This window comes from Modestobacter roseus (genome assembly GCF_007994135.1).
Classification (GTDB): Bacteria; Actinomycetota; Actinomycetes; order Mycobacteriales; family Geodermatophilaceae; genus Modestobacter; species Modestobacter roseus.
In genome coordinates this window covers 1939345-1952065 of record NZ_VLKF01000001.1, presented here as the reverse complement: position 1 = coordinate 1952065, position 12721 = coordinate 1939345, and the positions used below count along the sequence as shown (strand labels likewise).

General features: G+C 73.3%; 10 protein-coding genes. All 10 read left to right on the top strand.

The genetic code is table 11. The features are described from left to right. The first annotated feature begins 316 nt into the window (after positions 1 to 316). The 10 genes from JD78_RS09320 (at position 317) to JD78_RS09275 (ending at position 12681) form a co-directional block, all read left to right on the top strand. Positions 317 to 1807: an ABC transporter substrate-binding protein gene (locus JD78_RS09320; RefSeq protein WP_228394880.1), complete on the top strand. Its 1491-nt coding sequence runs from the start codon at positions 317 to 319 to the stop codon at positions 1805 to 1807. Then, entirely contained in the window at positions 1804 to 2841 is a 1038-nt protein-coding gene (locus JD78_RS09315) for an ABC transporter permease (RefSeq protein WP_153356250.1), read from the top strand. Before JD78_RS09320 ends, JD78_RS09315 begins: the two co-directional genes overlap by 4 nt. Then, positions 2828 to 3715 (top strand): ABC transporter permease, encoded by an 888-nt coding sequence (locus JD78_RS09310; RefSeq protein ID WP_153356253.1) that lies wholly within the window; start codon positions 2828 to 2830, stop codon positions 3713 to 3715. Before JD78_RS09315 ends, JD78_RS09310 begins: the two co-directional genes overlap by 14 nt. Next, a complete protein-coding gene (locus tag JD78_RS09305; protein WP_153356256.1) occupies positions 3712 to 4875 on the top strand; it encodes an ABC transporter ATP-binding protein in 1164 nt (387 codons plus the stop codon). Before JD78_RS09310 ends, JD78_RS09305 begins: the two co-directional genes overlap by 4 nt. Continuing rightward, positions 4872 to 5954, top strand: a complete 1083-nt coding sequence (locus JD78_RS09300; protein WP_153356259.1) for an ABC transporter ATP-binding protein — start codon at positions 4872 to 4874, stop codon at positions 5952 to 5954. Before JD78_RS09305 ends, JD78_RS09300 begins: the two co-directional genes overlap by 4 nt. 106 nt (positions 5955 to 6060) lie before the next feature. Next, positions 6061 to 7599 carry an AMP-binding protein gene (locus JD78_RS09295; protein ID WP_153356262.1) on the top strand — a complete coding sequence of 513 codons (1539 nt, stop codon included), beginning with the start codon at positions 6061 to 6063 and terminating at the stop codon, positions 7597 to 7599. A 302-nt stretch (positions 7600 to 7901) separates the two neighbouring features. After that, positions 7902 to 9284 (top strand): C40 family peptidase, encoded by a 1383-nt coding sequence (locus JD78_RS09290; RefSeq protein ID WP_228394881.1) that lies wholly within the window; start codon positions 7902 to 7904, stop codon positions 9282 to 9284. 174 nt (positions 9285 to 9458) lie between these two features. After that, the gene (locus JD78_RS09285; RefSeq protein ID WP_153356265.1) at positions 9459 to 10766 is read left to right on the top strand and encodes an AAA family ATPase; all 1308 of its coding nucleotides are present in this window, start codon (positions 9459 to 9461) and stop codon (positions 10764 to 10766) included. Beyond that, positions 10763 to 11728 (top strand): DUF58 domain-containing protein, encoded by a 966-nt coding sequence (locus tag JD78_RS09280; protein WP_153356268.1) that lies wholly within the window; start codon positions 10763 to 10765, stop codon positions 11726 to 11728. The genes JD78_RS09285 and JD78_RS09280 overlap by 4 nt, the downstream gene beginning before the upstream one ends. Continuing rightward, complete coding sequence (locus JD78_RS09275) at positions 11725 to 12681, top strand: VWA domain-containing protein (protein WP_153356271.1); 957 nt, start codon at positions 11725 to 11727, stop codon at positions 12679 to 12681. Before JD78_RS09280 ends, JD78_RS09275 begins: the two co-directional genes overlap by 4 nt. The last annotated feature ends 40 nt before the right edge of the window (positions 12682 to 12721 follow it).

The window sequence follows — 12721 nt, the reverse complement described above, 5'->3', positions numbered from 1 at the left end:
GGTCGCCGAGGGGGGCAGTTTCTCTCCCGTACGACGGAAGCGGCGGGCCTCGTGTGGCCCCCGCCACGGGAGATTGGGTCCAACGCAGTGAGCCCGGTCACTAGGCCCGGCCTGCTGCACGCAGCACCGAGGCTCACCGGCGATCCGCCGGATCCGCGCAGCCAACGACGCCTTCTGAAGCGGGAGCACCCACGTGAGACGAATGATGAGACTGGCCCCGGTCGCCGCGGCCCTGATGCTGGTCACGGCCTGTGGTGGCGGTGACGGCGGTTCCACCCCAGCGGCCGGTGGGAGCGCAGCCCCGGCCGGTGACCCGGTGAGCGGTGGCGAGATCACCGTCCTGGAGGACGCAGCCTTCGCCGGCTCCTGGCCGGCCGGACTGGACCCGGCCACCAACACCACGGGTGGCTCGAACATCGCCATGAACCAGGCGATCTTCGGTGGGCTGTTCCTGCTGACGGCGGACGACGACGGCAGCAACGCCGAGGTCACCCCCAACCAGGCGGAGAGCTACGAGATCTCCGAGGACGGCACCCAGTTCACGGTGACGCTCCGCGAGGGCATCGAGTTCAGCGACGGCACGCCGCTGGACGCCGAGGCCGTGCGCTGGAACTGGGAGCGCGACCTCTCGAACCCCTGCACCTGCAAGCCGACCTGGCCGCTGGCCGAGAACGGCATCGAGGTGCTCGACCCGCTGACCATCCGGCTGACGTTCACCCGCCCCTACCCGGCGATCCTCGCCTCCTTCCCGGCCAGCAACGTGAACTGGATCGCCAGCCCCGCCGCGGTCGAGGCGCAGGGCGAGGACGACTTCGCCATCAACCCGGTCGGCGCCGGCCCGTTCACCGTCGTCTCCAACCAGCTGAGCTCCAAGCTCGAGCTGGAGAAGAACGAGAACTACTTCAAGGAGGGCCTGCCCTACCTGGACGGGCTCACCTTCCAGTCCATCGGCGGTGACCAGCCCGCCTACCAGGCGCTGCAGGCCGGTCAGGCCCAGGTGTACGAGGGCCTGAACACCACCCCGCTGCTCGACCAGGCGCAGTCCAGTGGCCAGATGCAGGTCACGATCCAGCCGGCGACGTCGCCGTACGTCATCCAGCTGAACACCGCGATCGCCCCCTTCGACGACGTCCGGGCGCGGGAGGCCATCTACCGGGCCACCGACTTCGAGGCGATCAACGAGGGCATCTTCGGCGGCAAGTACGACGTGAGCCAGAGCTTCACCGGCCCCGGCGGCAAGTTCCACCAGCCGGAGATCGAGGGCTACCCGGAGTACGACCTCGACCGGGCCAAGGAGCTGGTGGACGAGCTCGGCGGGCTGACCGTCCGGCTCGGCACGATCAGCAACTACGTCGCCACCCAGATCAACACCGCCCTGCAGACGCAGTGGGAGGAGGCCGGGATCGACGTGGAGATCAACGACTACCAGCTCTCCGGCGTCATCCAGGAGTTCACCGGCGGGCAGTGGCAGGCGATGCTGCAGACCGCCGGCGCCTGGGACCCGGCCGCCGGTGTCGGCGTCGGCTTCCGCTTCGCCTCCGGCGTCCCCTACAGCGGGGTGAACGACCCGGAGCTGGACCAGCTGCTGAACGACGCGGCCGCCACGGTCGACGAGGGCGAGCGGGAAGACCTCTACCGGCAGGCCGGTGAGCTCATCGCGGAGAACTTCTACGCACCGTTCGGTCTGGCCTTCGCCCCCGCCAACCTCTCGGCGCAGGGCGTGTACGGGCCGGGCATCACCACCAAGATCCCGCCGATCCTGGTCAACGCCGGGGTCATCTGGGACGAGGTCTGGCAGGAGCAGTGACCACGGCCACCACCAGCCCGCGGGTCCCGGTCGCCCGGGACCCGCGGGTCTCCCCGCTCAGCCGGGCGACCAGCTCGCCGGTGCTCCGGCTGGTGGTCAAGCGGCTGTTGATGGCGATCCCGATCATGCTGGGCGTCACCATCCTGGCGTTCTGGGTGCTCAGCCTGATCCCCGGCAACGCGGCCCAGCAGCTGCTCGGCCCCGAGGCCACACCCGAGGACATCGCCCAGCTGGAGGAGCAGCTCGGACTCAACGAGTCCGGCGTCTCCCGCTACCTGGACTGGCTGGGCGGCGCGCTCACCGGCGACCTGGGCAACTCGATCGTCAGCCGCCAGCCGGTCGGCGACCTGCTCGCCAACCGGCTGCCGGTGACCGGAGAACTGGTCCTGCTGGCGTTCGTGGTGTCGCTGGCGCTGGCGATCCCGGTGGCGCTGCTGGCCGCCTACAAGCCCAACGGCCTGCTGGACCGGGTCAGCATGTTCGTCAGCACCATGGGGCTCTCGGTGGCCAACTACGTGCTGGCGCTGCTCCTGGTGCTGGTGTTCGCCGTGCAGCTCGGCGCCCTGCCGGCGATCGGGTTCGTGCCGCTGGAGGACGGGCTGTGGGCCAACCTGAAGCCGCTGATCCTGCCCTCGGCGGCGATCGGCATCCCGCTGTTCTGCTTCTACGCGCGCTTCCTGCGGGGCGACCTGGTCGACCAGATGCAGCAGGAGGAGTACGTCACCACCGCCCGCGCCAAGGGCATCGGGCCGTGGCAGGTGCTGATCAGGCACGCGTTCCGCAACTCGTCGTTCGGCCTGATCACCGTCGTCGGCCTGAACCTCGGCGCGCTGATCGGCGGCACCGTGATCATCGAGCAGATCTTCGCGCTGCCGGGCATCGGCCAGATGCTGCTGCAGGCCATCAACACCCGTGACGTCGTCGTCGTGCAGGCCGCGGTCGTGATCTTCGCGCTGGTCGCGGTGATCGCGAACCTCGTCGTCGACCTGCTGTACGTCGTCCTGGACCCGAGGATCCGCCATGACAGTCGTTGAACCGGCGGCCGCGTCCGCCGTCGGCCCGGACGTCGACCTGGAGCAGGTCGAGGCCGGCCGGCGACGCCGCCCGGCCAACCTGGGCACCTGGATCCCCGCGGGGATGATCGCGTTCATCGTGGTGGCCTGCTTCCTCGGGCCGCTGCTGCTCGGCCTGCCCCGTCCGGTGGGCGGGAGCGTGCTGGAGAGCTACCTGCCGGCCGGTTCCCCGGGGCACCTGCTCGGCACCGACCCGAACGGCAACGACATCCTGTCCCGGCTGTTGCACGGTGGCCGGGCGTCGCTGCTGATCGCCACCACGGTCAACCTGCTCGGCCTGGTCGTCGGCGGCACGCTCGGTGCGCTGTCGGGCTACGTCGGCGGCGTCGTGGACACCGTGATCATGCGGGTGCTCGACGTGCTGATCGCCTTCCCGTCGCTGGTGCTCACCCTCGCGGTGGCGCAGGCGCTCGGCCCCAGCATGGTCAACACGATCTTCGCGCTGACCTTCTTCAGCATCCCGGCCGTGGCCCGGGTGGCCCGCTCGGCGGTGCTGCGGCTGCGCGAGCAGCCGTTCATGGCGGCGGCCCAGCTGGCGGGGACGCCGGGGTGGCGGGTGCTGTTCAAGCACCTGGCGCCCAACATCGCCCCGCAGCTGATCACCTTCGCGATGCTCGGCATGGGCATCGTGATCATCATCGAGGGCGCGCTGAGCTTCCTCGGTCTGGGCATCCCGGCCCCGGCTCCCAGCTGGGGCAACATGGTGGCCGACGGCCAGCTCAGCCTCTCCGCGACGCCGATGCTCGTGGTCTGGCCCAGCCTGGCGCTGTTGGTCACCGTCCTGTCCTTCAACCTGCTCGGGGAGAACCTCCGGGCGCGATGGAGCGGTCGATGAGCGGCGAGCGGACGGCGGCCCTCGGGGTCGCGGACACCCACGTGACGGCGGGGGTGATCGACTCCGACCGCGGGGCCTCGCGTCCCGGTGCGTCGGCCTCCGGCGCGCTCGGCCGCCCGGACCCGGTGCCGGGGGAGCCGTTGCTGCAGGTGACGGACCTGCGGGTGCAGTTCACCCGCGGTGGCCGGTGCGTGCGGGCGGTCAACGGGTTGTCCTACGAGCTGGTGCCCGGCCGGATGATGGCGATCATCGGGGAGTCCGGCTCCGGCAAGAGCGTCAGCTCCCGGGCGCTGATGGGCCTGCTGCCGCCCACCGCGCAGATCACCGGGTCGATCCGCTTCGACGGCCGGGAGCTGCTCGGGCTCTCCGAGGGGGAGCTGCGCAAGCTGCGCGGCGGTGACATCGCCATGGTGTTCCAGGACCCGGCGCGGTCGCTGAACCCGACGATGAAGATCGGCCTGCAGATCACCGAGGCGATCCGGGCGCACAGCGACCTGGACAAGAAGGGCGCCCACGCCCGGGCCATCGAGCTGCTCCGGCTGGTGCGGCTGCCGGCGCCCGAGCGGCGCTTCCACGAGTACCCGCACCAGCTGTCGGGCGGCATGCGGCAGCGGGTGATGATCGCGATCGCCCTCGCCGGCGAACCGCGGCTGCTGATCGCGGACGAGGCGACCACGGCGCTCGACGTCACCACCCAGGCGCAGATCATGGACCTGCTCGTCGAGCTGCAGGAGCGGCTCGGCATGGCCGTGATCATGATCAGTCACGACCTGGGCCTGGCGGCCAGCTACGCCCAGGACGTCGTGGTCATGTACGCCGGCCGGGCGGTGGAGCACGCGCCCACCCGCACCCTGTTCGCCAACGTGCGGATGCCCTACACCCGGGCGCTCCTCGGGGCGATCCCCGCGCTGGAGCGGGAGCCGCACTCGCTGCTGCCGGTCACCCCGGGTCAGCCGCCGGACCTCGCCGCGCTGCCGAAGGGCTGCCCCTTCCGGCCGCGCTGCGCCAACGCCACCGACACGTGCCTGGAGGAGCCCGCCCTCCTCGAGCACGAGCCGGAGCACTCGTACGCGTGCTGGCACCCCTGCGGCACCGAGGACCGTGCGGCCGGCAACCGTGCCACCGACAACCGTGCCACCGAGATCGGGGAGCAGCGATGACCGCCGTCGACGAGCGCGTGGAGGGCGAGGCGGTGCGCGGCAAGGCGCCGCTGCTGCGCGCCCGGGACCTGGTGCAGGAGTTCCCGGTCCGGGCCGCGGGCGGGGTCAAGGGCGGCGTCGTCCACGCGGTGTCGAACGTGTCCTTCGACATCTGCGCCGGGGAGACCCTCGGCGTGGTGGGGGAGACCGGCTCGGGGAAGTCGACGCTGGCCCGGTCGGTGATCCAGGCGCCCCGGCCCAAGTCGGGCACCGTGGAGTTCCAGGGCCAGGACCTGATGACGCTCAAGCGGGGCGACCTCAAGGACGCCCGCCGGCAGATGCAGATGGTCTACCAGGACCCGTTCGGCTCGCTGAACCCGCGCTGGCGGGTCACCGAGCTGGTCGAGGAGCCGATGATCGGCTACGGCGCGGGCAACGCCGACTGGCGGCGCGCCCGGGTGGCGGAGCTGCTGGACCTGGTCGGCCTCGACCCCACCTCGTACGGCCGGCGCCGGCCGCACGAGCTCTCCGGTGGTCAGGCCCAGCGGGTGGCGATCGCCCGCGCGATCGCGCTGAACCCGGCGCTGGTCATCTGCGACGAGGCGGTCTCCTCCCTCGACGTGCTCATCCAGGCGCAGGTGCTCAACCTGTTCGAGAAGCTGCGCCGGGAGCTGGACCTCGCCTACCTGTTCATCAGCCACGACCTGGCCCTGGTGAAGCAGGTCAGCGACCGGGTGGCGGTGATGTACCTGGGGCAGCTGGCCGAGGTGGGGCCGGCCGAGCAGATGTACCGGGAGCCGCTGCACCCCTACACGGCGGCGCTGCTGGACTCGATCCCGCGGGTCGACGCCGCCACCGGCCGGGCGCACCGGCCGACGGTGCTGCCCGGGGAGCCGCCGTCGCCGATCGACCCGCCCAGCGGGTGCCGGTTCCGCACCCGCTGCCCGAAGGCGGAGCAGCGCTGCGCGGACGAGGCGCCGCAGCTGCGGGAGCTGCGCCCCGCACACCAGGTCGCCTGCCACTTCCCGCTCGCCGGGCTGGAGGAGAGCCTGCGCCGTCCGGCCGGTGCAACCGCGGTCGGCGGGCCGGCGGCCGGTTGAGCACGGGGGGACGCCGAGGTGCGGCGTCCCCCCGTGCACCCCGCTAGCGTGACGGGGACCACGTCAGCGGCCGGCAGTGCAGCCGGCCCCGGCACCGGGAGCCGCCATGCGCGTGCCCTTGACCACCCGTGACTTCCTCGACCGCGCCGAGCTCGTCTACGGCGACCGGATCGGCGTCGTCGACGAGCCGGCCCAGCCGGCGCCGTCGCTGGGACCGACCACCCACCGCGAGCTGGCCCGCCGCGCCCGCGCCGTCCAGGCCGGCCTCGACGCGCTCGGCGTGGGGGAGGGCGAGCGGGTGGCGGTGGTCAGCCACAACTCCGCCCGGCTGCTGGAGCTGCTCTACGCCGTCCCGTCCTCCGGGCGCGTGCTGGTGCCGGTCAACTTCCGGCTGCAGGCCGAGGAGGTGCGCTACATCGTCGAGCACAGCGGCGCCGAGGTGCTGCTGGTCGACCCCGAGCTCGCCCCCACCCTGGACGGCGTGGGAGCGCGGCACCGGTTCGTGCTCGGCGAGGACTACGACACCGGGCTGCTGCGACCGGACGCCGAGCCGCGCCCCTGGGCCGAGCCCGACGAGGACGCCACCGCCACGATCAACTACACCAGCGGGACGACGGCGCGGCCCAAGGGCGTGCAGCTGACCCACCGCAACGTCTGGCTCAACGCGGTCACGTTCGGCATGCACATGCAGGTCAGCGATCGCGACGTCTACCTGCACACGCTGCCGATGTTCCACTGCAACGGCTGGGGCCTGCTCTACACGGTGGCCGGACTGGGCGGCACCCAGGTGGTGCTGCGCAAGGTCGACGGCGCGGAGATCCTCCGCCGCGTCGAGGAGCACGGCGTCACCCTGATGGCCGGGGCACCGGCGGTGTGGAACGCGGTGCTCGACGCGGCCGCCGAGTGGGACGGCCCGGTGCCCGGGCGCGACCAGGTGCGGATCGTCGTCGCGGGCGCACCGCCGCCGTCCCGGACCATCGCCCGGGTCGAGGAGGAGCTGGGCTGGCAGTTCAACCAGATCTACGGCCTCACCGAGACCTCCCCGCTGCTCACGGTCAACCGGCCCCGCGCCGAGTACGACGGCCTGGACCCCGAGGAGCGTGCCCGGGCGCTGTCCCGGGCCGGGGCGCCGGCGCTGGGCACCCGGATCACCACCAGCGAGAGCGGCGAGGTGCTGGCGCGGGGCAACACCGTGCTGGCCGGCTATTGGGCGAACCCGCAGGCCTCGGCCGATGCGCTGGACGGCGGCTGGTTCCACACCGGGGACGGCGGCACGGTCGACGCCGAGGGGGTGCTGACCATCTCCGACCGGAAGAAGGACGTGATCATCACCGGCGGGGAGAACGTCTCCTCCATCGAGGTGGAGGACGCCGTCTTCAGCCACCCCGCGGTGGCCGAGGTCGCGGTGATCGGGGTGCCCGACGAGAAGTGGGGCGAGATGGTCACCGCCCTGGTGGTGCTCGCCGAGGGCGCGGAGACCACCGAGGGCGAGATCATCGCGCACTGCCGTGCCCGGCTGGCCGGCTACAAGGCACCCAAGCGGGTGGAGTTCCGCCCGGCCATCCCGCGCACCGCCACCGGGAAGGTGCAGAAGTTCAAGCTCCGCGAGGCGTTCTGGGAGGGGCAGGACCGCAAGGTCCACTGAGGAAGGACCCCGTCGCCCCGGCCTTCGATCAGGTTCCCTGATCGAAAGGCGTCCCCCCGCGCGGAAGCCGGTGCAGGGGGACGCCTTCTGGTGCGGGAGGACGGCGGTCGTTCGCGACGGCCGTTCCAGCACGGCACCTGTCGGCGGCGCCTCACCCCGTAGGGGGAGAGGACCCCGGCGAGCTCAAGGCGTTCACCCGATCCGGTCGATGACCCGGTCGAGAGCACACCCGCCCGGGTGTGCCTGGACTGGTCGAGACCGGCGCCGATCCGTGGTGCCGGGCAACGCGAGGAGTCGGGTCGGTGCGTACGCAGCTCAGCACGGGTGGACGACGACGGGTGCCGCGCACCCTCGGGATCGCCGCCGCGGTGACCGTGTGCCTGCTGGTCGCCCCGGCGCCGGCTTCGGCCGCGCCGACCGACGCGCAGATCAGCGCCGCCGAGCGCGCGCGGCAGGACGCCGCCGCCGAGGTGGGGGCGATCACCGCCCAGCTCGCCCAGGCCGAGTCCGCGGCAGCCGCCGCGTCCGCCGCGGCGCAGATCGCGCTGCAGGACTACGAGGAGGCGCAGGCCGCCTACGAGCAGGCCCGCGCCGACGCCGACGCCGCCGCGGCCGAGGCGGCCCGGGCGGTTGCCGCGCTGGCGCAGGGCGAGGCCGAGGTCGCCGCCTTCGCCCGGGCCAGCTACATCCAGGGCAGCACCAGCTCCGGCACCCGCGCCCTGCTGTCCTCCGGCGGGCCGGCGCAGCTGCTGGAGCGGGCCGCGCTGCTCGACGCGGTCGGCGAGCACCGCACCGACGTCGTCGCCCAGCTCACCGTGCTGCAGGAGCAGTCCGCCGCGGCCGACACCGTCGCCCAGCAGACCCTCGGCGAGGCCGACGGGCTGCAGCAGGAGGCCGCGACCCTGCTCGCCGGGGCCCAGCAGCAGGAGATCGCCGCCCGGGCGCAGGCCGCCGCGCTGACCGAGCAGCAGGACGCCGTCGAGCAGCAGCTCAGTGCGGCCCAGCAGACCCTCACCGGGCTGCAGGACGACCGCGCCGCAGCCCAGGCCCAGGCCCAGGTGCAGGCCCAGCGTGACGCCGCTGCCCGCGCGGCGGCCGCGGCGCCGCGGAGCCCCGCGGCCCCGCCGGCGTCCTCCGGTGGGAGCTCCTCCGGTGGTTCGTCGTCCGGCGGCTCGTCGTCCGGTGGCTCGTCGTCCCGGCCGGCCCCCGTGGCCGCCCCCGCGCCGCCGCCGGTGACCACCGTCGGCAACCCGTCGCGCTCGACCGTGGAGACCGCCATCGCCGCGGCGATGAGCCAGCGCGGGGTGCCCTACTCCTGGGGTGGTGGCGGCAGCAACGGTCCCAGCTTCGGCATCTCGCCGGACACCAGCGTCTGGGGCTTCGACTGCTCGGGGCTGACGCAGTACGCCTACGCCCAGGCCGGCATCCGGATCGGCGGCACCAGCCGTGACCAGTACTGGCTCAACCGCGGCAAGACCGTGGCGAAGGGCGATCTGCAGCGGGGCGACCTGCTCTTCTGGGACGACGGCAGCGCCAACCCGAACTACCTGGACATCGTGCACGTGGCCATCTACCTGGGCGACGGTCAGATGATCGAGGCGCCGACCAGCGGTTCGTTCGTGAAGGTCTCCACGGCGCGGACGTCGAGCTCGACGTACTTCGGCGCGGTGCGGCCGGCCGGCTGAGCGGGGCCGGGGCCGGACGCGAAAGGGCGTCGGGCAGCCACGGGGGGAGCTGCCCGACGCGTGGGTCAGGCTAGCAGCACCGTGAGCGCTGAGGCAGTCTCTCCACTGCGCCGTCGACCCCGGGCGTCCGGTGCGTGCCGGGACTCGCACAGCTGGTTGTAGGACACTGGCCCGGTGACCGCCGCCAGCAGCGCGCCCGCCCAGCAGCAGCCCACCCCGCCCGCCGTCGACGCCGCCCGGCTCGAGCGGGCGCTCTTCGAGATCAAGCGCGTGATCGTCGGCCAGGACCGGCTGGTCGAGCGGATGCTGGTCGGGCTCCTGGCCCGCGGGCACGTGCTGCTCGAGGGCGTGCCCGGGGTGGCCAAGACCCTGGCGGTCGAGACCCTCGCGACCGTCGTCGGCGGGCACTTCGCCCGGCTGCAGTTCACCCCCGACCTGGTGCCGGCCGACATCATCGGCACCCGGATCTACAAGGCGGGGCAGGACTCCTTCGACACCGAGCTCGGCCCGGTGTTCGCCAACTTCGTGCTGGCCGACGAGATCAACCGGGCGCCGGCCAAGGTGCAGTCGGCGCTGCTGGAGGTCATGGCCGAGCGGCAGGTGTCGATCGGCGGGGTCACCCACAAGCTGCCCGACCCGTTCCTGGTGCTCGCCACCCAGAACCCGATCGAGAACGAGGGCGTCTACCCGCTGCCCGAGGCCCAGCGCGACCGCTTCCTGCTCAAGGTGCTCGTCGACTACCCGAGCCCGGAGGAGGAGCGGGAGATCATCTACCGGATGGGCTCGGTCCCGCCGGTCGCCGAGCGGGTGCTCGACCCCGACGACGTCCGGCGGCTGCAGCGGACCGCCTCGGAGGTGTTCGTCCACCACGCGCTGGTCGACTACGTCGTCCGGCTGGTGGTGGCCACCCGCGCCCCGGACGAGCACGGCATGCCCGACGTCGCCGGCTGGGTGTCCTACGGCGCCAGCCCACGCGCGTCGCTGGGCCTCATCGGCGCCAGCCGCGCGCTCGCGCTGATCCGGGGGCGGGACTACGTGCTGCCGCAGGACGTCCTCGACGTCACCGGTGACGTGCTGCGCCACCGGCTGGTGCTCTCCTACGACGCGCTGGCCGACGGCGTGCCGGCCGACCACGTGGTGCGGCGGATCGTGGAGAGCGTGCCGCTGCCGCAGGTCACCCCCCGGCAGCGGACGGGTGGCTTCGGACCCGGCGTGCCCGGCGGGCCGATGGTCCCGGGCTTCGGGCCGGCCGGTCAGCCGCAGGGCCCGCCGCCCGGCTGGGGCCAGCCGCACCCCCAGTCCCAGCAGCAGCCCGGTCCGCAGGGCTGGGGTCAGCCGCAGCCGCAGCCGCAGCCGCAGCCGCAGCCGCAGCCGCAGCCGTGGGGTCAGCCGACCAACGGCCACGGCCAGCAGGGGCAGGGCACCGGCTCGACCGCGGCGCAGGGTGAACGGCCCGACGGCACCGGGCCGCAGCGCGGGTGACCAGCGTCCCTCCGCCGCGGCCGGACGGCGGCGCACCACCCCACTTCGGCAGCGGCAACTCCGAGGTGCTGCTGCGGCGGCTGGAGCTCACCGTGCGCCGGCGGCTCGACGGACTGCTGCAGGGTGACCACCTGGGCCTGGTGCCCGGCTCGGGCAGCGAGGCGGGCGACTCCCGCAGCTACCACCCCGGCGACGACGTCCGGCGGATGGACTGGCCGGTCACCGCACGCACCCAGGTGCCGCACGTGCGGGAGACCATCGCCGACCGCGAGCTGGAGACCTGGGCGGTGGTCGACCTGTCGGCCAGCCTGGACTTCGGCACCGGGCAGTGCGAGAAGCGCGACCTGGCCATCGCCGCGCTGTCGGCGGTCAGCCACCTGACCGTGCGCGGCGGCAACCGGCTCGGCGCGGTCGTGACCACCGGGGAGCGGGTCGACCGCTACCCGGCGGCACCGGGGCGGCTGGCCGCCGACCGGCTGCTGCGCGCGGTGGTCGCGACTCCGCGCGCCTCCGGTGGGCGCCGCGGTGACCTGGCCGCGGCGTTGGAGCTGCTGCGCCGGCCGCAGCGCCGCCGCGGGCTGGTCGTGGTGGTCTCCGACTTCCTGGGTTCGGACGTGCGGGGCGACGCCGACTGGGAGCGGCCGTTGCGCGGGCTGTCCGCGCGGCACGAGCTGCTCGCCGTCGAGGTCGTCGACCCGCGGGAGCTGGAGCTGACCGACGTGGGGCTGCTCACCGTCGTCGACCCGGAGAGCGGGCGCACCCTGGAGGTGCCCACCGGCGACGCGGAGTTCCGCCGCCGCTTCGCCGAGGGCGCGGCCGCCCAGCGCGCCGAGATCGCGGCCGCGCTGCGCCGGACGGGGGCGGCGCACCTGCGGCTGCGCACCGACCGCGACTGGCTGGCCGACGTCGTCCGTTTCGTCGCCGACCGCCGGCGCGCCGGCTCCGGAGGAGCATCCCGATGACCCTGCAGTCGCCGTTGTGGCTGCTCGCCCTGCTGGCCGTGCTCGCCGTCGTCGGCTTGTACGTGGTGCTGCAGCTGCGCCGGGCGCGGTACGCCGCCCGGTTCACCAACGTCGCGCTGCTCGGCACGCTGGTGCCCAAGCGGCCCGGGTGGCGGCGGCACGTCGCCTTCGGGCTGGTCGCCCTGGGGCTCGGCGTGCTGGTGTTCTCCCTGGCCCAGCCCAGCACCGAGGTGCGGGTGCCGCGGGAGCGGGCGACGGTGGTGATGGCGGTCGACGTGTCGCTGTCGATGCGCGCCACCGACGTCGAGCCCGACCGGTTCCAGGCGATGCAGACCGCGGCCAAGGAGTTCGTCGACGTGCTGCCCGAGCGGATCAACCTCGGGCTGGTCGCCTTCGCGGGTACCGCGAGCACGCTGGTCACCCCGACCACCGACCGCGGCGCGGTGCGCACGGCGATCGACAACCTGGAGCTGGCCGAGGCGACCGCGATCGGTGACGCCGTCTTCACCTCGCTGACCGCGATCACCAACTACCAGGCGTCGCTGGAGTCCGAGGGCGTGTCCGTGCCGCCGGCGCGGATCGTCCTGCTGTCCGACGGCTACAGCACCATGGGCCGCGACGAGACCCAGGCGATCGACGCCGCCAACGCCGCCGAGGTGCCGGTCTCCACCATCGCCTTCGGCACCGACTACGGCACCCTCGACCTCAACGGCGAGGTGGTGCCGGTGCCGGTCGACCGCGCGACGCTGGAGCAGATCGCCGACGAGACCGGCGGTGACTACAGCCAGGCGGCCAGCGCGGAGGAGCTGGAGGCGGTGTACGAGGACCTGGGCAGCCAGATCGGTTACACGACCGAGCTGCAGGACGTCAGCCCGTGGTTCGTCCGCGGCGGGCTGCTGTTCGCCCTCCTCGGCGTCGTCGGCTCGCTGCTCTGGACCAACCGCCTGCTGTAGCGCCCGTCCCACCCAGGCACAGGAGCCTTTGCACCCGGTT